20 protein-coding genes and 1 pseudogene are annotated in these 23,382 nt (G+C 22.5%); 18 read left to right on the forward strand and 3 right to left on the reverse strand.

Annotated elements, in window-relative coordinates; all coding sequences use genetic code 11:
* Positions 1-6: 6 nt before the first annotated feature.
* The 13 genes from nuoE to AB4W67_RS00810 all read left to right on the forward strand — a co-directional run bounded on the left by nuoE (position 7) and on the right by AB4W67_RS00810 (position 14,730).
* Entirely contained in the window at positions 7-498 is a 492-nt protein-coding gene (nuoE, locus tag AB4W67_RS00750) for an NADH-quinone oxidoreductase subunit NuoE (protein WP_367682793.1), read from the forward strand.
* A complete protein-coding gene (gene nuoF, locus AB4W67_RS00755; RefSeq protein WP_367682672.1) occupies positions 495-1,841 on the forward strand; it encodes an NADH-quinone oxidoreductase subunit NuoF in 1,347 nt (448 codons plus the stop codon). Before nuoE ends, nuoF begins: the two co-directional genes overlap by 4 nt.
* Before the next feature lie 62 nt (positions 1,842-1,903).
* Positions 1,904-4,627 (forward strand): NADH-quinone oxidoreductase subunit NuoG, encoded by a 2,724-nt coding sequence (gene nuoG, locus AB4W67_RS00760; RefSeq protein ID WP_367682673.1) that lies wholly within the window; start codon positions 1,904-1,906, stop codon positions 4,625-4,627.
* A complete protein-coding gene (gene nuoH, locus AB4W67_RS00765; RefSeq protein ID WP_367682674.1) occupies positions 4,624-5,592 on the forward strand; it encodes an NADH-quinone oxidoreductase subunit NuoH in 969 nt (322 codons plus the stop codon). The genes nuoG and nuoH overlap by 4 nt, the downstream gene beginning before the upstream one ends.
* A 24-nt stretch (positions 5,593-5,616) precedes the next feature.
* Positions 5,617-6,159, forward strand: a complete 543-nt coding sequence (gene nuoI / locus AB4W67_RS00770; protein ID WP_367682675.1) for an NADH-quinone oxidoreductase subunit NuoI — start codon at positions 5,617-5,619, stop codon at positions 6,157-6,159.
* 16 nt (positions 6,160-6,175) lie between these two features.
* Positions 6,176-6,682: an NADH-quinone oxidoreductase subunit J gene (gene nuoJ / locus AB4W67_RS00775; protein ID WP_367682676.1), complete on the forward strand. Its 507-nt coding sequence runs from the start codon at positions 6,176-6,178 to the stop codon at positions 6,680-6,682.
* Positions 6,683-6,717: 35 nt separating this feature from the next.
* Positions 6,718-7,020, forward strand: coding sequence for an NADH-quinone oxidoreductase subunit NuoK (nuoK, locus tag AB4W67_RS00780; protein WP_367682677.1), 303 nt, complete (start codon positions 6,718-6,720; stop codon positions 7,018-7,020).
* Positions 7,017-8,849 carry an NADH-quinone oxidoreductase subunit L gene (nuoL, locus tag AB4W67_RS00785; RefSeq protein WP_367682678.1) on the forward strand — a complete coding sequence of 611 codons (1,833 nt, stop codon included), beginning with the start codon at positions 7,017-7,019 and terminating at the stop codon, positions 8,847-8,849. The genes nuoK and nuoL overlap by 4 nt, the downstream gene beginning before the upstream one ends.
* A gap of 73 nt (positions 8,850-8,922) precedes the next feature.
* A complete protein-coding gene (locus AB4W67_RS00790; RefSeq protein WP_367682679.1) occupies positions 8,923-10,443 on the forward strand; it encodes a NuoM family protein in 1,521 nt (506 codons plus the stop codon).
* A gap of 6 nt (positions 10,444-10,449) precedes the next feature.
* A complete protein-coding gene (locus AB4W67_RS00795) occupies positions 10,450-11,904 on the forward strand; it encodes an NADH-quinone oxidoreductase subunit N (RefSeq protein ID WP_367682680.1) in 1,455 nt (484 codons plus the stop codon).
* A gap of 113 nt (positions 11,905-12,017) precedes the next feature.
* Positions 12,018-12,962: a TerC family protein gene (locus AB4W67_RS00800; protein ID WP_367682681.1), complete on the forward strand. Its 945-nt coding sequence runs from the start codon at positions 12,018-12,020 to the stop codon at positions 12,960-12,962.
* A 28-nt stretch (positions 12,963-12,990) separates the two neighbouring features.
* Complete coding sequence (folC, locus tag AB4W67_RS00805; protein ID WP_367682682.1) at positions 12,991-14,238, forward strand: bifunctional tetrahydrofolate synthase/dihydrofolate synthase; 1,248 nt, start codon at positions 12,991-12,993, stop codon at positions 14,236-14,238.
* Positions 14,239-14,268: 30 nt separating this feature from the next.
* A complete protein-coding gene (locus tag AB4W67_RS00810) occupies positions 14,269-14,730 on the forward strand; it encodes a CvpA family protein (RefSeq protein ID WP_367682683.1) in 462 nt (153 codons plus the stop codon).
* Between the two features lie 51 nt (positions 14,731-14,781).
* On the opposite strand, the gene AB4W67_RS00815 is transcribed toward AB4W67_RS00810, so the two are convergent.
* On the reverse strand, positions 14,782-15,729 hold the full coding sequence (locus AB4W67_RS00815) for a ribose-phosphate pyrophosphokinase (protein WP_367682684.1): 948 nt from the start codon (positions 15,727-15,729) through the stop codon (positions 14,782-14,784).
* Between the two features lie 28 nt (positions 15,730-15,757).
* Positions 15,758-16,636 carry a 4-(cytidine 5'-diphospho)-2-C-methyl-D-erythritol kinase gene (ispE, locus tag AB4W67_RS00820; protein WP_367682685.1) on the reverse strand — a complete coding sequence of 293 codons (879 nt, stop codon included), beginning with the start codon at positions 16,634-16,636 and terminating at the stop codon, positions 15,758-15,760.
* A 189-nt stretch (positions 16,637-16,825) separates the two neighbouring features.
* Between ispE and prfA the strand changes: the two genes are divergently transcribed.
* The 3 genes from prfA to sirB1 all read left to right on the forward strand — a co-directional run bounded on the left by prfA (position 16,826) and on the right by sirB1 (position 19,620).
* Positions 16,826-17,911, forward strand: coding sequence for a peptide chain release factor 1 (gene prfA / locus AB4W67_RS00825; RefSeq protein ID WP_367682686.1), 1,086 nt, complete (start codon positions 16,826-16,828; stop codon positions 17,909-17,911).
* On the forward strand, positions 17,908-18,735 hold the full coding sequence (prmC, locus tag AB4W67_RS00830) for a peptide chain release factor N(5)-glutamine methyltransferase (RefSeq protein WP_367682687.1): 828 nt from the start codon (positions 17,908-17,910) through the stop codon (positions 18,733-18,735). Before prfA ends, prmC begins: the two co-directional genes overlap by 4 nt.
* Positions 18,736-18,810: 75 nt before the next feature.
* Positions 18,811-19,620, forward strand: coding sequence for an invasion regulator SirB1 (gene sirB1 / locus AB4W67_RS00835; protein ID WP_367682688.1), 810 nt, complete (start codon positions 18,811-18,813; stop codon positions 19,618-19,620).
* A gap of 3 nt (positions 19,621-19,623) precedes the next feature.
* Here sirB1 and nadE read toward each other — a convergent pair whose 3' ends face one another.
* A complete protein-coding gene (gene nadE, locus AB4W67_RS00840) occupies positions 19,624-20,430 on the reverse strand; it encodes an ammonia-dependent NAD(+) synthetase (protein ID WP_367682689.1) in 807 nt (268 codons plus the stop codon).
* A gap of 141 nt (positions 20,431-20,571) precedes the next feature.
* Here nadE and AB4W67_RS00845 point away from each other — a divergent pair, with 141 nt between their 5' ends.
* Both AB4W67_RS00845 and pta read left to right on the forward strand, forming a co-directional pair.
* The gene (locus AB4W67_RS00845) at positions 20,572-21,774 is read left to right on the forward strand and encodes an acetate kinase (protein ID WP_367682794.1); all 1,203 of its coding nucleotides are present in this window, start codon (positions 20,572-20,574) and stop codon (positions 21,772-21,774) included.
* A 489-nt stretch (positions 21,775-22,263) separates the two neighbouring features.
* Positions 22,264-23,380: pseudogene (gene pta, locus AB4W67_RS00850) on the forward strand (phosphate acetyltransferase); the annotation flags it as partial.
* Positions 23,381-23,382 lie beyond the last annotated feature (2 nt).

Below are 23,382 nucleotides of genomic sequence, written 5' to 3' on the forward strand. Positions count from 1 at the left end.
AAAAGAATATTAAAAGAGATTTCTACAAAATTTGTATTAAGTTCTTCTGAAATTAATGAGATCGAATATCAAAAAAAATATTATGAAAATTATAGAGCTATTTCAATAGAAGCATTAAAAATCGTACAAAAAAAACGTGGATGGGTTTCTGATCAAGCTATTATTGAAATTTCTAAAATACTTAATATTAGTCCAAGTGATATAGAAAGTGTTGCAACTTTTTATAGTCAAATTTATCGACAACCTGTAGGTCGAAATATAATTCGTTTTTGTGATAGTGTTGTTTGCTATTTAACAGGTTATAAAAAAATACAAAAATTTTTAGAGCAGCATTTATTAATAAAAATAGGAAATACTACTCTAGATAAAAGATTTACCTTATTACCAGTGTGTTGTTTAGGGAATTGTGATAAAAGTCCAACTATAATGATTAATGACAATTTATATTCTAAAGTAACTCCAGAATCTATTTTAAATTTACTGGAATCATATAAATGAAAAAAAAAATTATATGTAAAGAAGAAACACACCCCTTAACCTGGAGAATGCATAATAGCCGGGAGACTATTTGGATTAATGAGTATTCTAATAAAAATGGTTATATTGCTTTTAAAAAAGCTCTAAAAAATATGCTTCCTAAAGATATTATTGATTTAGTAAAAGATGCAGGTTTAAAGGGAAGGGGGGGTGCTGGTTTTTCAACAGGTTTAAAATGGAGTTTAATGCCTGATATCGATAATATTAATAAAAATCGTTATTTATTGTGTAATGCTGATGAAATGGAACCAGGTACTTATAAGGATAGATTTTTAATAGAACAGTTACCTCATCAATTAATTGAAGGTATTTTAATAGCAGCTTTTGCGATACAAGCAAATCAAGGTTATATTTTTTTAAGAGGAGAATATGTTAAAGGCGAATATATTTTAAAAAAAGCTATAGATGAAGCAATAAATTATGGTTATATTGGTTATAATATTTTAAATAGTGGTTTTAATTTTAGTTTGCTTTTACACACTGGAGCAGGACGTTATATTTGTGGTGAAGAAACTGCTTTAATTAATTCATTAGAGGGGAGAAGAGCAAATCCAAGATCTAAACCTCCATTTCCAGCAGTTTTTGGATTATGGGGCAGACCTACTTGTGTGAATAATGTTGAAACTTTATCAAACGTTCCATCTATTGTATTAAATGGTAGCAGTTGGTATAAAAATTTATCTAAAAGTTTTGATAACGGAACTAAATTAATGGGTTTTTCAGGAAACGTTAATAATCCTGGTGTATGGGAATTACCTTTCGGTATAACTGCACGTGAAATTTTAGAAGATTATGCATTAGGAATGAAACCAGGTTTATTTTTGAAAGCATGGCAGCCAGGAGGAGCAGGTACAGATTTTTTACTTGAGAAACATTTAGATTTATCTATGGATTTTTCGACTATTTTAAAGGCAGGTAGTCGTCTAGGAACAGCTCTTTCTATGGCTGTTGATAATAAAATAAATATGGTATCACTAGTATATAATATAGAAAAATTTTTTGCTCGTGAGTCATGTGGTTTATGTACACCTTGTAGAGAAGGATTGCCTTGGATTGTAAAGATATTAAATAGTTTAAAGAAAAAAGAAGGAAGATATAGAGATATAAAAATTTTAGAAAAATTATGTTTTTCTTTAGGTCCTGGAAAAACATTTTGTGCTCATGCACCAGGTGCAATTGAACCATTACAAAGTGCTATAAAATATTTTCGTTCAGAATTTGAAAATGGTATTAGTTTAAAAAAAGATAGTTTTAGTAAAAATATTATTGGTATTCAATATAATAAATTTAATTTAAATATTTAATTATAGATATTTGTTACATATCAATTTATTTTTTTAAAAAAAATTTTTGGAATTTCGATATTATGTCAAAAATTTATATAAATAAAAAAATGTATCATGTAAATAAATCTGATAATCTATTACATGCTTGTCTTTCAGTAGGTTTGGATATTCCTTATTTTTGTTGGCATCCCAAACTTGGTAGCATTGGTGCTTGTAGACAATGTGCTGTAACACAATATGATAATTTTTCAGATTCTCAAGGAAAAATAATTATATCTTGTATGACTCCTATTATAGATGGTTCTATTATTTCTACTAATGATAGTATATCGAAAGAATTTAGAAAAAATATATTAGAGCTTTTATTAATTAATCACCCACATGATTGTCCAGTATGTGAAGAAGGTGGAAATTGTCATTTACAAGATATGACAGTAATGAATAAACATTATAATCGAAATTATAGATTTCAAAAGCGAACATATATAAATCAATATTTGGGATCTTTTATTAAACATGAAATGAATCGTTGTATTGGATGCTATCGTTGTGTTCGATACTATAAAGACTACGCGGATGGAAGTGACTTAAATGTTTACAGTGCTAATAATAATATTTATTTTGGTCGCATAGAAGATGGTGTTTTAGAAAATGAGCATTCTGGTAATTTAGTGGAAATATGTCCTACTGGTGTATTTACTGATAAAACAAATAAAAAATATAATCGAAAATGGGATCTTCAATATGCACCTAGTATATGTCATAGTTGTAGTGTTGGCTGTAATATTATTGCAGGAGAAAGATATAGTGAAATACGTCGAATAGAAAACAGATATCATCAAAATATAAATAATTATTTTATTTGTGATTTAGGTCGTTTTGGTTACTCACATAATAATTTAAAGCAACGTCCTAGACATCCATCTATAAAGACAAGTAATCATGAATTTAATATATTAAATTTTTCTCAAGCAATTCAAGAAAGTGTAAATTTTATAAAATGTTATAAACGAGTAATTGGAATAGGTTCAATTCGATCTAGTATAGAAAATAACTTTGCATTAAAAGAGTTAGTAGGAGAGATAAATTTTTCCCATGGAATGTCTAATAAAGAAGAAGCTTGTGTAAAATTAATTTTAGATGTTTTAAATAGTAACGAATTTTATATTCCATCTTTAAAAGAAATTGAAGATTATGATGTAATTTTAATTTTAGGTGAAGATTTAACACAAACATCACCTAGAATCGCATTGTCAGTTAGACAAGCTATTAAAAACAAAGCAAAAAAAATAGCAGAATTAAATAGAATACCAAACTGGAATTCTTCTGTTGTTTCTCATATTTCAGAAAATTTTAAAAACTCTTTATATATTATTTACACACATGAAACTAAATTAGATGATATTGCTAAATGGTCTTATTTTGGATCAGTTGATGAACAAATAGCTTTTGGTTGTTCAATCATACATAATTTAGATATAAATTCTTCAAAAGTTTTAAGTTTAAATGATCATTTATCTAAAAAATCGTCTCTAATAGCACAGGATTTAATTAATGCAAAAAAAGTATTAATTATTTCTGGTATGCATTCTTTTAGTAAATCTATTATACAAACATCTATTAACATAGCTATATCGATTAAAAGAAAAAAAAACAATCATGTTGCTCTTACTTTTGCTACTCCTAGTGCAAATACTCTAGGGTTAGGTATAATGAGCGGTTTTTCTATAGAAAAAGCATTTCAAAAATTAAATAAAAAAGAAGCTGATGCTGTAATATTTATGGAATACGATGTATATCGTTATCTTTCAAAACATGATTGTGATTTTTTATTTAAAAACAAAGAAAATACTTTATCAATAGATCATCAATATACTAAGACTTATAAAAATTCTAAAATTAACTTACCTTGTATGAATTTTTTCGAAAGTTCCGGTACAATAATAAATTTTGAAGGAAGAGCTCAACGTTTTTTCAAAGTTTATGACCCTATGTTTTTTGATGAAAATAATTGTCTTTATGAAAGTTGGAAATGGTTGCATTTTATTCAATGCAAACTTTTAAATAAAAAAATATCTTGGTCAAATTTAGACGATGTAATTATTTCATATGGTAAAAAATATCCTATTTTAAAAAAAATAAAAACATTCTTACCTAATTCTAATTTTCGAATAAATAATCAAAAAATTGCTCGATCACCTAATAGATACAGTGGAAGAACTGCTTTAAAATCAAATATAAATATTCATGAATCATCACAACCTACAGATGTTAATACTATGTTTTCTTTTTCTATGGAAGGTTATAATAGTCCTAATAAATCTCTTGCATATATTCCTTTTGCATGGTTTCCTGGTTGGAATTCACCTCAAGCATGGAATAAATTTCAAGTAGAAATCGGAAGAGAATTAATTGCTGGAGATTCAGGAGTATTTTTATTTAAAGATAATAAAAAAAATATGAATGTATATTTTAACGTTAAATATACAATAGAAAAAAAATATTGGTCTATAATTCCATATTATCATATTTTTGGAAATGAAGAGTTAACTCAATACTCATCTATTATTAAAAAAAATATACCTTTACCATATATTTTAATTAGTCGAATTGATGGAATGGAAATGAATTTAAAAGATAATTCTATAATAGAATTTAGTTATTTAAATGAGAATTTTCGTTTAAAAATATGTTTATCTAAATATTTAACTTCGAAACAAATTGGATTACCTATAGGAAGGAAGGGATTTCCTATTTCCTTAGTTGGTGAAAAAATAAAACATATAAAGGAATATATTAAATGAAATTATTTAAAATCGATATATTAGAAACATTTTTAGAATTTTTGATCATAGTTTTTTTTGTTATTTTTATTGTATTTTTTTCGGCTATGTTAAGTGTATTTGAACGTAGATTATTAGCGTTTTTTCAAAATAGATATGGCCCGAATAGAGTAGGTTATTTTGGAAGTTTACAATTATTTGCCGATATGATTAAAATTTTATTTAAAGAGGATTGGGTTCCAAAGTTTAGTAAAAAAATAATTTTTATTTTATCTCCAATAATATCTTTTGTTTCTTTATTATTTGTTATTCCTATTATTCCTTTTATTCCAAATTATATAATAATTAATTTAAATATAGGAATTTTATTTTTTTTAATGATGGCAGGATTATCTGTTTATTCAATATTATTTGCAGGTTGGTCTAGTAATAATAAATACGCTTTGTTAGGAGCGATTAGAGCTTCTGCTCAAACATTGAGTTATGAAGTATTTTTAGGTTTATCATTAATGGGTGTAGTTGCTCAATCACGATCTTTAAAAATTATTGATATTATAAATAGCCAAAAAGAAATATGGAATATTATTCCACAATTTTTCGGATTTTTATGTTTTTTTATAGCCAGTTTAGCTCTTTGTCATAGACATCCATTTGACCAACCAGAATCTGAACAAGAGTTAGCTGATGGTTATCATATTGAATATTCTGGTATGAAATTTGGATTCTTTTTTATTGGAGAATATATTTCGATTGTTACTGTTTCAGGATTAATAACAGCTATATTTTTTGGTGGATGGTTTGGTTTTTGGGGAGCTAGTTTTTTTTGGTTTTTTTTAAAAATGATGTTTTTTATTGTTTTATTTATTTTAATTAGAGCTACTTTGCCTAGACCTAGATATGACCAAATATTATCATTTGGATGGAAAATATGTTTACCATTAACATTATTAAATTTACTTATAACAGCTTTTTTTATATTGATTTAGTTTATATTAATTGAGATTGATTTTATGAATTTAAAAAAAATTATTATTGGTTTTTTTTTACAAATTAAAAGTATTTGGATGATTTTTATTAATATATTTTCAAAATCTGAAACTAGATTATATCCAGAAGAAAAAACTTATTTATCTCCTAGATATCGTGGTCGAATTATATTAACACGAAATTTAGATGGAGATGAACGATGTGTTGCATGTAATTTATGTTCAGTAGTTTGTCCTGTAGATTGTATTTCTTTGCAGAAATCTGAAAAAATTGATCATCGTTGGTATCCGGAATTTTTTAGAATTAACTTATCACGTTGTATATTTTGTGGGTTATGTGAAGAATCATGTCCTACTGCTGCTATTCAATTAACTTCAGATTTTGAACTATCAGATTTTAAAAGAAATAATTTAGTTTATGAAAAAGAAGATTTATTAATTTCTGGTCCTGGTAAATATCCTGATTATAATTTTTATCATTTCTCTGGTGTTCTTATTAATGGCAAAAAAACAGGTGATTTAGATATAGAATCTTCACCTATTAATATAAAGACTTTACTACCATAAAAAGAAGGATTATTAAATGAATTGCGTTTTTTATATCTTTTCTTGTATAGCAATTATTTCTACATTTTTAGTAATTATTCAAAAAAGCGCAGTTTATTCTTTACTATATTTAATTATTTCGCTTTTATCAATTTCAGGTATTTTTTTTACTATTGGAGCGTTTTTTGCAGGAGCTTTAGAAGTTATTATATATGCAGGAGCAATTATAGTTTTATTTGTTTTTATAATTATGACATTAAATTTTAATGATAAAGATGAAATGAAAGAAAAAAAATATTTACGTCCTATATTTTGGATTATACCTAGCATTTTATCTTTTTCTTTATTAGTTCTAATGACGTATGTAATTTTTTTTCTTAAAAATAAACAGATTTATTTTTCTGAATTTAATATAAAAAATATAGGTATTAGTTTATTTGGACCTTATTTATTGTTAATTGAGCTTTCTTCATTTCTTTTATTATCAGCTTTAGTTGTAGTTTTTCATATCGGTACAGAAAAAAAATTAAATCAAAAAAAATAACTATAATTATTTTTAGTTGATAAGGATTATAACTTATGATTTCTTTATTTCATTGTTTATTTTTATCATTAATATTATTTACTTTAGGTTTGACATCTCTTATAGTTCGTCGAAATGTTCTTTTTATATTAATTAGCTTAGAAATTATGATGAATGCTGTTGCATTGGCATTGGTTACAGTTGGTTCTTATTGGAAACAACCAGATGGTCAAATTATGTATATGCTTACAATTACATTAGCTGCTTCTGAAGCTAGTATTGCATTAGCATTATTGCTTCAATTATATAGAACTCGAAAAACATTAAATATAAACGTTTTAAGTGAGATGAGTGGATGAATATTATTTTTTTAATAATTTTATTTCCATTAATTAGTTTTTTTATTTTATCTTTTATGCAGGGAAAACTTTCTCAAAAAATTATTTCTAATATAGGGACAATATCAATATTTTTATCTTTTATTATTGTTATTTTTTATAGTATTTTTTTCATTGGTCGTCCTGATAGTTTTTGTATTCAAAAATTATGGTGTTGGCTAAGTATTGATAATTTTAAAATAGATTGTAATTTATTTTTAGATATATTGTCTTTAAGTATGTTAGGTGTAATTACAGGTGTTGGTTTTTTAATACATATTTTTTCTATTTGGTATATGAAAAATAAAGAAGGGTATTCTCGTTTTTTTGCTTATACTAATTTATTTATAGCAAGTATGTCTTTATTAGTATTAGCAGATAATTTTTTATTTATGTATATTGGATGGGAAGGTGTAAGTTTATGTTCTTATTTATTAATTGGATTTTATTATAATATTGTTAATAATAGTAAATGTGCTTTAAAAGCTTTTATTTTAACACGTGTTTCAGATATATTTTTAATTATTTCAATGTTTTTAATATATCAAAAATATGGAACTTTTAACTTTCAAAAAATTCATCTTTTAACAAATTTTTTATATGTAGATGATTATAATATTAATTTTTTAACACTTTTTTTATTTATTGGTGTACTTGGTAAATCAGCTCAAATTCCATTACAAACTTGGTTATCAGATGCTATGGTTGGTCCAACTCCTGTTTCAGCTTTAATTCATGCTGCAACAATGGTAACGGTTGGTGTTTATTTAATAGTTAGAACACATTATTTATTTATATTATCTCCAAAAATATTATACTTGATAAGTTGTATTGGTATTTTAACAATATTATTTTCTTGTTTATCTGCATTAGTACAAACAGATATCAAACGTATCCTTGCGTATTCTACTATGAGTCAAATAGGGTATATGTTTTTATCTTTAGGTTCTCAGGGATGGTCTTCTGCAATTATACATTTAATTATACATGCGGTTTTTAAAGCTTTATTATTTTTATCTGCTGGTTCTTTAATTATATCTTGTAATAATGAAAAAAATATATTTAAAATATCTAGAATAGGAGTAAAGTGTCCGATTTTATATACTAGTTTTATTATTGGAAGTAGTTCTTTAATATCTTTTCCATTATTAACATCGGGATTTTATAGTAAAGGTAATATTTTACTTAGTGTTTTATATAGTGGTAATATTAGTTTTTTTATATTAGGTTTATTTGGTTCTTTTTTAACATCTTTGTATACATTTAGAATGATTTTTATTTTATTTAAACATTCTAATTTTTCTATTTTTAATTATAAAAAAAAATTAACACATAATTTACCATTATTAGTTTTATCAGTATTTTCTACTGTTCTTGGTATTTATATTATACCTCCATTATTTTATGTATTTCCTACTTTAAAACATACTTATATAAATAAAATTTTATTTGAATTTATATCTAGTTTAATATCACTTTTAGGTATATTTTTTTCATATTATTTATGGATTAAAAATACAAATATTATCATTAAAATATTAAAATTTAAAATTTTTAGATCTATATATTATTTCTTATTAAACGGATTTTATTTTGATAAATTATATAATTTATTTTTTATAAATTCATATTTATATATCTCTAATATTTTATTTTGTGATCCATTTACTAAAATTATTAATATTGTTATTAATGTTATTAAAAAAATTAATTTTTATTTATTAATCACTGTTAATGGAAATATTAAATGGTATGTAGAATCAATTCTATTAGGTATTAATTTATTTTTTATCTTGATTTTATTTTTATAAAAATTTTTAATTAGTTAATTATTTAAATTATTTTAAATTAAAGAATTATTTATAAATCATAGGGATATATCTGATGTTTCTTTCTTTATTAATTATTATTCCATTTGTTAGTAGTTTTATTGCTTTTTTTTCTTTTAAATTGAAAAAATGTTTTTCACGTTGGATTTCTTTAATTAGTATAATATTAATGTTTTTAATTACTATTAAAATATGGTTTTATGGAAATGTTAATTTAAGTCAAATAAATCATTATCCTCATTGGAATTATCAATTAATATTACCTTGGATATCTAGATTTGGAATTGAATTTCATTTATCTATTGATAGTTTTTCAATCATAATGTTATTTTTAACTTATTTTTTAAGTATTATTTCTATATTATGTTCATGGAATGAAGTTAAAAAAAATGAAGGATTTTTTTATTTTAATTTTATGTTAGTTTTAACTGGAATAGTTGGTATTTTTATTTCATTTGATTTATTTTTATTTTTCTTTTTTTGGGAAATTATTTTAATTCCAATGTATTTTTTAATTGCTTTATGGGGTCAAAATAAAGAAAAATCTATATATTCTGCAAATAAATTTTTTATATATGGTCAAATATCAGGTTTAATAATGTTAGCATCAATTTTATTACTTGTTTTAAATTATTATAAAAATACTAATATTTTAACATTTAATTATAATTTACTAATTTTTAGTTCAATTGATCCTAAAATAGAATATATTATTATGTTAGGTTTTTTTATATCTTTTATTATAAAAATGCCAATTATTCCCTTTCATGGATGGTTACCTAATTTTTATTCAGAATCTTTATATTGTGGTTCAGTAGATATTATTGGTTCTTTATTAAAAATTGCTCCTTATGCTATTTTACGTTATGGTATAACAATTTTTCCAAATACAGTAGAAAAAATAACTCCTATTGCAATTTTTTTAGGTTTATTTAGTATATTTTATGGTTCATTTGTTGCGTTTTCTCAAACAAATATAAAACGTTTAATTGCATATGCTTCTATTTCTCATATGGGTTTAATATTAATTTCTATTTATAGTAATAATATAATTTCTTTACAAGGTTTAGTAATACAAATAATATCTAGTAGTATATCTACAGCTGCTTTATGTATTATATCAGGTTTAATTTATAAATATTTTAAAACTCAAAATATTTTAGAAATGGGTGGTTTATGGTCAAATATTTACTGGATTCCTGGATTTTCTTTATTTTTCTCTTTATCAAATTTAGGATTTCCAGGAACAGGTAATTTTATTGGTGAATTTTTAATTTTATTTGGAGTTTTTCAAACATACCCATTGATATCCGTTATTATTACAATAAGCATTGTTTTTTCTTCTTTGTATTCTTTATATATGATACAAAGAATATACTATGGTTCAACTAGAAATTATAATTTAATAATATTTTCAAATATTAAAGAAATTTGGATTTTAACAATATTAGCTTTTGCGTTAATTTTTTTAGGTTTGATGCCTCAGAAAATATTAAATATTTCTTATGATACTATACGTTTTATATATTATTTTAAAGAAGAATTTTTTAATTCCATTCTAAAGATAAGGTTATGAAAAATAATGATAATAAATCTACAAGAATTAACCGCTTTATCCCCTTTGTTAATTTTAATATTTACTGTAGTAATAGTTATGTTATCTATTTCTTATAATCGAAATCATTTTTTGATTACTATATTTAGTATATTTGGATTAAGTTTTTCACTTTTTTCATTGTATTTTTTAATTTCAATTGTTCCTATTGATGTAACTAGTTTAGTTCATATAAATAAATTTTCGATTTTATATATTAGTATAATTTTAATTTCTAGTATTTCAGCTTGTATTTTTTCATATCCATGGTTATTGAAATATCCTTTTAATAAAGAAGAATTTTATTTACTAATTCTTCTTTCAACATTGGGTTCAATTTTTTTAACTATTTCTAATCATATGTCATCAATATTTATTAGTATTGAATTAATTTCATTACCATTTTTTGGTTTAATTGCTTATTCAAATTATTTTCGTTATGCTTTAGAAGCATCTTTTAAATATCTTATTTTATCTGCTACATCATCTTCGTTTTTATTGCTTGGAATAGCATGGATATATGCTATTTCTGGAAGTATTAGTTTTTCATTTTTAAATGATATTTATATGATGATATCTAGTAATGAAAAACTAGTAATTTTATTTGGAATATCAATGTTATTAGTTTCAATTTTTTTTAAGTTGTCTCTTGTACCATTTCATTTATGGACGTCTGATATTTACCAAGGAACACCTTCTTCAGTTTTGTCATTTTTTTCTGTTTCCAGTAAAGTAGCTCTTTTTAGTTTTTTATTACATATATTTTCACATAATTCTATTATAAATAATACAACGTTATATTTAATAATATCATTAGTTAGTGCTTTTTCTATATTTTTTGGTAATTTAATGGCTATTTTTCAAAAAAATATTAAAAGATTTTTTGGATATTCATCAATATCACAATTAGGTTATTTATTAATAGTTTTACTTAATTTAAAAAACGATTATATTTTTTCCTTGGAAATAGTAGCAATTTATTTATTTAATTATTTATTTATTAATATATCATATTTTGGAATTATTCAATTATTTTCTAGTTCATCTAATGATATTGATTTAATTGATTCATATAGAGGATTGTTTTGGTCTCAACCTATTTTAAGTATAATGCTTACTTTTGTTTTATTATCTTTAGCTGGTATTCCTATGACATTAGGTTTTATTGGTAAATTTTATATTTTATCTATTATATTAAAAAATCATTTATGGTTAAATAGTTTATTTTTTATATTAGGTAGTATATTAGGTTTTTATGGTTATTTTAGATTTATTATTAATTTATACTTAAGAAAAACAAATAAATCATTTAATAATAACATTATATCTAATATTTCTATTTATATTCCATCTAGAGTTTTAGTTTTTTTATCAAGTTTAATGTTATTCATATTTGGATTATATCCAGATCCATTAATTTATTTAATAAAATTGTTGATTTAATTAAATAATTATATATAAAAAATATTATTTATTTATACATATTAAATAAATAAGCTTTATTAATAGTTTTCCTTAAAAAAATCAATTTATTTAATAAAATAAGGAGACATTTAATGATTCATTTTTTTTTGACTCCATTATGTTTTTGGGGTATTTTTTTTTTAATAATCACTATATCTATTTTTAGTAAATATATTTTTATGAGTAAAGTAAAACAATTTTTTTATTTATATCGTTGGTTTTTTAGTTATTTTTTTATTTTTTTTCTTTTTATTTTAGTATTTTGGATATTTATTTATAATATTCGTGGTGTTAATTTAGCTAATAAAAATATTATTTGTTTTTTGACTAGTTATTTATTGGAAATTACACTTTCTATAGATAATATTTTTGCGTGGTTTATAGTTTTTAAATCATTGAACATACCAGTTATTTATCAAAAAAAAGTTTTATTATATGGTTTATTAGGAGCTTTAATACTGCGTTTTATATTTTCTTTTTTTGGATCTTTTTTATTTTCTCATTGGCATTGGATGTTATATTTTTTTGGTATATTATTTATATTAATTAGTTTTAAAATGTTGTTTATGTCAACTAAAAAAGATAAGAATAAAAAAAATATTCATTTATCTTGGATTTATAAAATATTAAGGGTTACTAACCATACTGATTGTAAAGATTTTTTTGTAAAAATAAATGGTAAAATATTTTGTACACCTTTATTTATTGCTTTAATTTTTATAGAACTTAGTGACATTATATTTTCAGCTGATAGTATTCCAGCAATTTTTTCTGTTACTAATAATTTATTTATTATTTTATCATCCAATATTTTTTCAGTTTTAGGTTTAAGATTTATGTATTTATTTATAGCTCCTATTATAAATAAATTTCCTATATTAGAATATGCTTTATCATTAATTTTAATGTTTATTGGAATTAAAATATTATTCGAAAAATTTATTACTATTTCAACTACATTAACTTTTATTATTGTATTAATTATTTTAGTTATTGCATTTATAATAAATATTATTTTTTTTAATAAAAAAAAATAAACTTTTTAATTTTAAATAAGTTGGTAATATGCTTAAAAAAAATTTTTCTTTTTCTATGTGGATTAATTATTTAGAAAAATTAAAAAAAAAAAATCGAATTAATTTATTCGATATTCAATATATTGCAAAAAAATTAGATGTATTAAATTTGAAAACTTTTTTTTTTACTATAGGGGGAACTAATGGAAAAGGAACAACATGTTTTATGTTAGAAAAAATATTTCTAGATTCTGGTTATAAAGTAGGTTTATATACATCTCCGCATCTTTTAAATTTTATAGAACGTATTAGAATAAATGGATTATATTTAAGTGAGTTAGAGTATGTTAATGCATTTATTAATGTATACTTTGCAAAATCTAATTATTCTTTAAGTTACTTTGAATTTATTACACTTTCAGCTTTATTTTTATTTAAACATTATTCATTAGATATTATTATATTAGAAGTTGGATTAGGAGGAAGATTAGATGCTACAAATATTATAGATTCAGATATATCTGTAATTACTAATATAGGAATTGATCATGTTTCAATATTAGGTTCAGATCGATTTAGTATTGCTCGTGAAAAGTCGGGAATTTTTAGAAAAAATAAAATTTCTGTAATTGGAGAAAAAGACATTCCGTATTCTATATATGAAGAAGCAAAAAAAAAGAAAACAATATTAAAAATAATTGATAAAGATTGGTATTTGCAAGAATATAATAATACATGGAATTTAATTCACCCTAAAATACAGTTATATAATTTACCTTTTCCTCATATACCAATTTTAAATACAGCTATTGCTTTAACTGCATGTTTTTATTCAGGTTTTAAAATTAATGAAAAAATTCTTCGATATTCTATAGCTACATTAAAATTACCAGGTAGATTTCAAGTTATTTCTTTTTTTCCTCATATTGTTCTTGATGTAGCTCATAATTCACATGCTGCTTTATATCTTTCAAAAAAAATTAGTAAAATGAATATAGAAGGTAATATATATGCATTATTTAGTTCATTAAAAGATAAAGATATTTCATCTATTGTTAATTTATTAAAAAATCAAATTTACTTCTGGTATACTTTTCTTTTACCAACTAATCGTAGTGCAAATTTTAATCAATTAAAACATAGTTTACCTAACCATAAAACATTTTTTTTTAATAATATTTATAGTGCTTGGAATAAATTAAAAAATCGAATAACTAAAAAAGATATGGTTTTAGTTTTTGGTTCTTTTATAACTGTTTCAGAATTTATTTTTATTAAAAAAAGAGAACTTGAATAATATAATAGAATATTGTTTTTTAGGAAAATTATGATTTTAATAGATATTATTTTTTTTATAATTATCTTTTTTTCTATATTTTTAGGTATTTATAGAGGTTTTTTAAAAGAATTGATATTAATTTTTTTTTGGTTTTTTTTAATGAGTTTTTTCATTAACTATAAATATTTTAGTGTATTTAATTCTTTTATATTTTTAAAAAATAAAAAAATTTTAATAATTTTGAATATTATTTTTTTATTTATATTAAGAATTATTTTAAATATTTTAGTAAAAAAAATAATTAAAAAATTTAAATTATCATATGCTAATATTATTTTAGGAGGTCTTTTTGGTTTATTTCGTGGATTAATATTAATAGTTATTTTTTTATTTTTTATTGATCAGTGTAATCATATTTTTTATTTAAATTTATTTAAAAAATCCTTTTTAATTCATATGCTAATATTATTACTTTTAAATAATAATTTTAATATTTTAAAATATTTTTAAATTGCTAAGCACATTAGCTTTAAGGGTATAGTGTGCTTAGAATCAGTAATTTTAATGTTCAAACATTGCAGAAATAGATTCCTCATTGCTAATACGTCTTATAGCTTCTGCTAGCATTCCAGCTAATGTAAGAGTTCGGACATTTGGTAATAATTTAATTTTTTTTTGTAATGGAATTGTATCACATACTACAACTTCATCAATAACAGAGCATTTTAAATTTTCTGGTGCTTCACCTGAAAAAATAGGATGTGTAGCATATGCAAATACTCTTTTTGCTCCTCTTTCTTTAAGAGCTTCTGCAGCTTTACAAAGAGTCCCTCCAGTATCAATCATATCATCAACTAAAATACAATCTCGATTTTCAACATCTCCAATAATGTGCATTACTTGAGAAATATTTGGTCGTGGTCTTCTTTTATCTATAATAGCCATATCAGTATCATATAAAAGTTTAGCAATAGCTCTTGCTCTTATTACTCCTCCTATATCTGGAGAAACAACAATAGGATTTTTTAGCTCTCTTTGTAACATATCTTCTAAAAGTATTAAACTACCAAATACATTATCTACAGGAACATCAAAAAAACCTTGAATTTGCTCAGCATGAAGATCAACCGTTAATACACGATCTACACCAATACTGGATAAAAAATCAGCTACAACTTTAGCTGTTATAGGTACCCGTGCGGATCTTACACGTCTATCTTGACGTGAGTATCCAAAATAAGGTATTACGGCTGTAATTCTTCCTGCTGAAGCTCTTCTTAAAGCATCTATCATTACAACTAATTCCATTATATTATCATTTGTTGGAGAACAAGTAGATTGGATAATAAATACATCACTTCCCCTAACATTTTCATTAATCTGAACACTAATTTCACCATCGCTAAATCGGCCTACAGATGCATTTCCTAAATTCGTGTAAAGTCTATGAGCGATAAATTTTGCTAGCTTTGGAATAGAATTCCCAGCAAATAATTTCATATCTGACATATAAACCTTGTATTAAAAATAATTTTTTTCATTGAAAATATGTATATTTTTTTTTATAAAAAATATTATGCAATGGAGAAGTATTAACACTTTTAGTAATAAATCCTTGTATATTTTTAGGGAGCAAAGAAAATATTTTTTGAGCAGATACTTTATCGTTGAATTCTGAAAAAACACAGGATCCTGTTCCAGTCATTCGAGTAGGTGCATAATAAGATAAAATAGAGATTAGTTTTTTAATTTTTATAAATTTTTTACTAACTATATTTTCAAAATCATTACTAAATGGAGTTTTTAATAATAATTCAATTGATTTTTTTGGATGTTTTTTTATAAAAAATGAATTATAAAATATATGTTTTGTTAATATTTTAATATTAGGATATATAATTAAATACCATTTTTTTTTATTTTCAATTGGATGCAATATTTCTCCTATTCCTTCAATAATTGATGTTCTACCCATAATAAAAGCTGGAATATCAGATCCTATTTTTAAACTAAATTGAGCTAATTGTTTTAATGTAAATTTTGTTTTCCATAATTTATTTAATACAATTAGTGTTGTAGCTGCATTAGAAGAACCCCCCCCTAATCCACTTCCTATTGGTATTTTTTTATTTAAAAATATTTTAGCACCTAAAGTAGTACAATGCATTTTTTTATAATATAATGCTTTTGATTTTAATAAATGTGCTGCTTGAATAATAATATTATTTGTATTGGAAATAGATTTTTTTTTACTAAATAATTTGATGTTTCCTGTTTTATTTGGAATGATTTCTAATGTATCACCATAATTAAGAAATTGAAATAAGCTTTGTATATAATGATATCCATCTTTACGAATACCTGTAATATACAAAAATAAGTTAATTTTTGCAGGAGAAGGCCATATATATTTCATTTTTATTATTTATTTTAAAAATTATTTTTTATGTTAATATTTATATTTATTAAGAAAATTTTAAAATGATATAATCATTTTATTATAAATTTATAAATATATTATTATTTTACTTTTATAGTAGTATTTATTATTAATAAAAAATATTATTTAAGCTATATTTTTTTATTTAAAAAAGGATAATATTATATGAATTCTTCTATTATTAGTAAATTAAAATCTTTAAAATATAGATACCAAGAAATTGAAGTATTACTTACGCAAAAAGATACAATATCAGATCAAAATAAGTTGAAAAATTTATCTAAAGAATATTTACAGCTTTCTGAAGTTATTAAATATTTTATTAAATGGGAAAAAATAAAAAAAGATCTTAAAAATATTCGTTCTTTATTTAATGATTTAGAAATGCATGATATTGCTAAAGAAGAGTATTATATAGTTAAAAAAGAAAAAAAAAAATTAGAAAAAAAAATTAAAATATTATTATTACCAAAAGATCCTAATGATGAACATAGTTGTTTTATTGAAATCCGTTCAGGAACAGGAGGAGATGAATCATCTATTTTTGCAGGTCAATTAGTAAGAATGTATATAAGATATGCTGAAAGTTGTATGTGGAAAACAAAGGTTATTAGTTCTAGTGAAAATGAAAAAGGAGGTTTTAAAGAAATAATAATAAAAATAACAGGAAAAGGTGCTTCTGGACGTTTAAAATTCGAATCAGGAGGTCATCGTGTTCAAAGAGTTCCAGAAACTGAATCACAAGGAAGAATTCATACTTCAACATGTACTATTGCTATTATGCCAGTTCAACCTGAAACAAAAAAAGATGAAATTAATTTATCTGATTTAAAAATCGATACATTTCGATCATCTGGTGCTGGTGGTCAGCATGTAAATACTACTGATTCAGCAATTCGAATTACACATCTTCCTACTGGAAATGTAGTAGAATGCCAAGATGAGCGATCACAGCATAAAAATAAATCAAAAGCTTTATCTATTTTATCTGCTCGTTTATATGCTGAAAAATTAGCAAAGGATCAACAAGAAAATTCTTCTATGAGACGAAATTTATTAGGTAGTGGATCAAGATCAGATAGAAATAGAACATATAATTTTCCGCAAAATAGAATTACAGATCATAGAATTAATTTAACTATATATAAGCTAGACGAAGTTTTAGAGGGAAATTTAGATTTACTTATTAAACCGATACTTCATGAGTATCAGGCAGATATGCTTTCTACTTTATCTAAATTTGAATTATGAAAATATATCAATGGTTAAAAAAATCGATTAAGATATTATCTTATCTTGACAATCCCCGATATGAAGCTGAAATATTATTAAGTCATGTTTTAAAATGTACACGATCTTGGATTATAGCTTTTGATGAAACAGAAATAAATGAATTATCTCAGAAAAAATTAAATAATTTTGTTTATCGTAGATCTATAGGCGAACCTATGGCTTATATATTAGGTAAAAAAGACTTTTGGTCTTTATCTCTATCTATTTCTAAAGACACTTTAATTCCAAGACCAGATACAGAAATTTTAGTAGAAAAAGTATTATCTAAAATTAATAAAAATAAAAAATATATTCTTGATTTAGGTACTGGATGTGGTGCTATTGGATTAGCATTAGCGAGTATTTCTCCAAATTTTCGTATTATAGCTGTTGACAATTCAAATAAAGCTATTAAAATAGCTAAATTAAATGCGTTTAAATTAAATTTAAATAATATTACTTTTCATTACAGTAATTGGTTTTCAAATATTAATAAAAAGTTTCATATTATTGTTAGTAACCCGCCATATATTAGTTTAAAAGAAATAAAACTTTTAAAAAAAAATATTTTTTTTGAACCATTAAATGCTTTAATTTCAAAAAAAAATGGACTAAAAGATATAGAATTAATTATAAAACAAGCAAAAAATTTTTTATTTAATCAAGGATGGCTTTTTATTGAGCATGGTTGGAAACAAAAATTAAAAGTTCAATTTTTATTCAAAAAATATAGTTTTTTTAATATAAAATCTTATAAAGATTATTCAGGTAATGATCGTGTCACTATTGGACAAAAAAAATAAAAAAATTGTTTAATAATAATCTTATTAAAAAATTTTAAAATAATTTTTTTACTACTTAAAAGTATTGATGTAATTATGAAATCTTTTTCGAAAATTAATTTATCTAAGTTATCAATTTTAACTTCTATTATTTCTGCTTCTCAATTTATTCGAAGTGATTTTCCTTCAGATCTTGTAATTTTAGATGTATCTAATAAAGTTAAAGAAGCGAAATCTTATATTTCATCTGAAATAGAACCGAGTCAAAAATTAAAAAAATTATTAGATTTATTTTATAAAAATTGGAAATTTGGTGGAGCAAGTGGTATTTATAAACTTTCAGATGTGTTATGGGTTGATCATGTATTAAAAACAGGAAAAGGTACTGCTATATCTTTAGGTATTATTTTATTACATATTGCAAAAGAATTAAATTTGCCATTATATCCTGTTGCTTTTCCTACTCAATTAATTTTAAGAGCTGATGGAATAGATAAAAAAAACCTTTTAATTAATCCATTTAATGGTGATATATTAGATCAACATACATTAGAAGTATGGTTAAAAGGAAATATTAGTCCAATGGCAAAATTATATGAAAATGATTTGTGTAAAGCCGAATCTATTACTATTATCTTAAAGATGTTAAATACTTTAAAATCAGCTTTAATGGAAGAAAAAAATATGGAGTTAGCATTAAATGTTAGTAATTTACTTTTACAAATTAATCCTAACGATCCATATGAAATGCGTGATCGCGGTTTAATTCATGCACATTTAGATTGTAATCATGTTGCTCTGAAAGATTTAATTTATTTTGTTGAACATTGTCCAGAAGATCCTATTAGTGAAATTATTAAAGTTCAGATTCATTCTATTGAACAAAAAAAAATAATATTACATTAAAATTTATCCAAGATTAATTATATTTCTTTTATGTTCTGAATTTAAATAAAGTTTTTCAATTATTTTTTTATCAGATATTTTAATTTTTCTTCCTTCTAAATAAGAATCAATTATGTTATATTTAATACCTAAAGCAAATTCATCTGGTTGTTGTGGTTTATTATCTTCAAGATCTGCAGTAGGTGTTTTCATATATAAAAATTTAGGACAATTTAATTTTTTTAATAATAGTTGAATTTGTCTTTTATTTAATTTAGATATTAAATTTATATCTATTCCATGGTCACCATGTTTAGTAAAAAACCCTGTAATAATTTCTGCCGCATTACCTGTACCTATAACTATCCCATTCTCTATTGCAGAAATACTATATTGAACTTTCATTCTTTCTCTTGCTTTTTCATTACCTTTTATGTAGTCTGAAATTTTAATACCTGCTTTTTTTAATGATTTTTCACTGCTTACTACAGCGTTTTTAATATTAATTGTAAAAACTTTATCTGGTTTAATAAAATCAATCACTTTCTTACAATCTTTTTCATCTTTTTGAATACCATATGGCAATCTTAATGCAATAAATTTATAAGATTGTTTTTTTTGTTCTTTACGTATTTGATTAATTGTAATTTGGCATAATTTACCTGTTAAAGTCGAATCTTGACCACCACTAATAGCTACAATTAAAGATGTTATATGAGTATTTTTCAAAAGATATTGTTTTAGTTTAAATATACGATTTGAAATTTCTATTTTTGGTATAATTTTTGGTTTTACGCCTAATAGTTTTATAATTTTTTTTTGTAATTTCATATTATTGAGCTGTGAATTTATTTATAAAAATGTTTTTTTCTGTTAGATTGTATTTTTTATTTTATTAATTATTATATATTAAGTAATTTTTTAAATATATAAATAATTATTTTAAGTATATTCAAATAACATTGGTAAATCATATTGAATAATTTAATTCTTGTATTAAATTGTGGAAGTTCTTCTATAAAATTTTCTATACTAAATCCAAATACTGAAAAAAAATATTTATCTGGTTTAGTAGAATGTTTATTTTTAAAAAAAACGTATATTAAATGGGAGTATTTAGGGGTAAAATATAAAAAATGTGTTGGTTCTAATATATCTCATGAATATGCTTTAAATTTTATTTTTAAGGAAGTTTTATCTAAAATAGAAAATATATATAATAATATTATAGGCATAGGACATAGAGTAGTTCATGGTGGTGAAAAAATTAAAGAATCTATTTTAGTAAATCATGAAGTTATAGATTTAATTAAACAAGCTATTTTATTCGCTCCATTGCATAATCCTGCAAATTTAATAGGAATTAAAATAGTTATTAATCAGTTTCCTCATTTATCAAAAAAAAATGTAGCAGTTTTTGACACCTCTTTTTATCAAAAAATGCCTAAAACTTCTTTTTTATATGCTATTCCGTATATATTTTATAAAAAACATCATATTCGACGATACGGTGCACATGGAATTAGTCATAATTATGTTTCACATGTAGCATCAGTTATGTTAAATAAAGATTTTGATTCATTAAATATTATTACATGTCATTTAGGTAATGGTGCTTCAATTTCTGCTATTCGAAATGGAGTTTGCGTTGATACATCTATGGGTTTAACGCCTCTAGAAGGTTTAGTTATGGGTACAAGAAGCGGTGATATTGATCCATCAGTTATTTTTTTTATGTATAAAAAACTAGGAATTAATATTGATAAAATTAATCATATATTAACACAAGAATCTGGTTTATTAGGATTAAGTGGAGTTAGTAGTGATTTTAGATATCTTGAAAAAAATTATTTATCTAATAAACAAGTTAAATTATCTGTAGATATTTTTTGTTACCGATTATCTAAGTATATTTCTTCTTATATGTGTTTAATGGATAAAAAATTAGATTCTTTAGTATTTACTGGAGGTATTGGTGAAAATGTACCTTTAATTAGAGATATAACATTATCTAAATTATCTATAATGGGCTTTAAAATTAATATTAAAAAAAATATATTAATAAAAAATGGAAAAAGTGGATTAATTACAATAAAAAATTCTATCCCAGTTTTAGTTATTCCAACTAATGAAGAATTATTAATAGCAAAAGAAACTATAAAAATAATTAGTTAATATAATTATTATATTAGTTTTTATATTTTATAATGTTATTTTATATATTATAATATTAAATATTTTAGATGAAAATATTGGATTAAGTATTATTACTATAATTTTAATTTTTATAATTAATTAAACAATAAAATATAATTTTATAAAAATATTGTATATTTTGAATAATATTAAAAAATGCAGGTCTTATTGAAATTAAAAAAATTTTTTCTAATTTATTCTGTAGGAAAAAATTTATATATCTATAATATAGATTTTTAATTTTTTATATGAAAAATTTTTAATTTAGAAAATATAAATATATTTTTTTAATTAATATATATCAATATCAAATTTTTATAAATATTTTATTTATTATATTTAAAATTAATTAAATTAGAAGAATTATTTTAATAGATATATTTTAATTAATAAAAATATTCAATATTTATTTAGTTATTTTAAATATTAATATTCCTATTTTTTATTAAATATAATATATCATTAACTTTACATCGATTAGAAAAATTTAATTTCAATATTAATTATTATCAATAATAATATTTACATTAATAAATCAATTAAATATATTTTTTTAAAGGATATAATCTTGTCTTTTAATTCTCAAAAAACATTTTATTTTAATAAAAAATATTCATCTCAAGAGTTTTGTTATCATTTAAAGAAATTATCAAAAAAAAATTTTAAGCGAATTATATTGCCTGAATCATATGAACCGCGTATATTAAAAGCTGTTGAGATTTGTAATAATTTAAGAATTGCAAAATGTATTTTATTAGGAAACGCAAAAAAAATTTACCAAATAGCTCAGGATAAAGGAATAAATTTAAGTAAAGAAATTGAAATAATAGATCCTTCTTTAATACGAGAAGATTATATATTAAAATTATTAAAGTTACGTCAAAATAAAGGGATGACTGAGATTCTTGCAAGAAAACAGCTGGAAGATAATATAATTTTAGCAACTTTAATGTTAAAATTTAATCAAGTTGATGGTTTAGTGTCTGGATCAATAAATACAACAGCTAATACTATACGTCCAGCGTTACAAATTATTAAAACCAGTCCTATTTATTCTTTAGTTTCTTCAGTATTTTTTATGCTTTTCCCTAAAAAAGTATTTATTTACGGAGATTGTGCAATTAATATTAATCCAAATGCCGAGGAGTTAGCTGAAATTGCTATTCAATCTGCGCATTCAGCTAAAATTTTTGGTATAGAACCACGTATAGCAATGTTATCTTATTCTAGTGGTAATTCTGGATATGGTGAACAAGTTGAAAAGGTAAAACATGCAACATCTATTGTAAAATCAAAACAGTCCAATTTAATTATTGAAGGGCCGATTCAATATGATGCAGCTATTTCAAAAAGAGTTGCTCAAATAAAAATACCAAATTCTTCAATTTTAGGAGATGCAAATATTTTTATTTTTCCAGATTTAAATTCTGGAAATATTACTTATAAAGCAGTTCAACATTCTTTAAAATTAATTTGTATTGGACCAATGTTACAAGGTTTAAATAAACCAGTAAATGATTTATCAAGAGGAGCATCAATTAAAGATATTGTTTATACAATTTCTTTAACTTCGATTCAATCATAATA

It is taken from the genome of Buchnera aphidicola (Protaphis terricola) (genome assembly GCF_964059145.1).
GTDB lineage: Bacteria > Pseudomonadota > Gammaproteobacteria > Enterobacterales > Enterobacteriaceae > Buchnera > Buchnera aphidicola_BP.

Excerpts from the sequence above, each read along its gene's own strand:
- nuoF (WP_367682672.1), top strand. The coding sequence starts at position 495 with ATGAAAAAAAAAATTATATGTAAAGAAGAAACACACCCCTTAACCTGG.
- nuoG (WP_367682673.1), top strand. The coding sequence starts at position 1,904 with ATGTCAAAAATTTATATAAATAAAAAAATGTATCATGTAAATAAATCT.
- nuoH (WP_367682674.1), top strand. The coding sequence starts at position 4,624 with ATGAAATTATTTAAAATCGATATATTAGAAACATTTTTAGAATTTTTG.
- nuoI (WP_367682675.1), top strand. The coding sequence starts at position 5,617 with ATGAATTTAAAAAAAATTATTATTGGTTTTTTTTTACAAATTAAAAGT.
- nuoJ (WP_367682676.1), top strand. The coding sequence starts at position 6,176 with ATGAATTGCGTTTTTTATATCTTTTCTTGTATAGCAATTATTTCTACA.
- nuoK (WP_367682677.1), top strand. The coding sequence starts at position 6,718 with ATGATTTCTTTATTTCATTGTTTATTTTTATCATTAATATTATTTACT.
- nuoL (WP_367682678.1), top strand. The coding sequence starts at position 7,017 with ATGAATATTATTTTTTTAATAATTTTATTTCCATTAATTAGTTTTTTT.
- AB4W67_RS00790 (WP_367682679.1), top strand. The coding sequence starts at position 8,923 with ATGTTTCTTTCTTTATTAATTATTATTCCATTTGTTAGTAGTTTTATT.
- AB4W67_RS00795 (WP_367682680.1), top strand. The coding sequence starts at position 10,450 with ATGATAATAAATCTACAAGAATTAACCGCTTTATCCCCTTTGTTAATT.
- AB4W67_RS00800 (WP_367682681.1), top strand. The coding sequence starts at position 12,018 with ATGATTCATTTTTTTTTGACTCCATTATGTTTTTGGGGTATTTTTTTT.
- folC (WP_367682682.1), top strand. The coding sequence starts at position 12,991 with ATGCTTAAAAAAAATTTTTCTTTTTCTATGTGGATTAATTATTTAGAA.
- AB4W67_RS00810 (WP_367682683.1), top strand. The coding sequence starts at position 14,269 with ATGATTTTAATAGATATTATTTTTTTTATAATTATCTTTTTTTCTATA.
- AB4W67_RS00815 (WP_367682684.1), bottom strand. The coding sequence starts at position 15,729 with ATGTCAGATATGAAATTATTTGCTGGGAATTCTATTCCAAAGCTAGCA.
- ispE (WP_367682685.1), bottom strand. The coding sequence starts at position 16,636 with ATGAAATATATATGGCCTTCTCCTGCAAAAATTAACTTATTTTTGTAT.
- prfA (WP_367682686.1), top strand. The coding sequence starts at position 16,826 with ATGAATTCTTCTATTATTAGTAAATTAAAATCTTTAAAATATAGATAC.
- prmC (WP_367682687.1), top strand. The coding sequence starts at position 17,908 with ATGAAAATATATCAATGGTTAAAAAAATCGATTAAGATATTATCTTAT.
- sirB1 (WP_367682688.1), top strand. The coding sequence starts at position 18,811 with ATGAAATCTTTTTCGAAAATTAATTTATCTAAGTTATCAATTTTAACT.
- nadE (WP_367682689.1), bottom strand. The coding sequence starts at position 20,430 with ATGAAATTACAAAAAAAAATTATAAAACTATTAGGCGTAAAACCAAAA.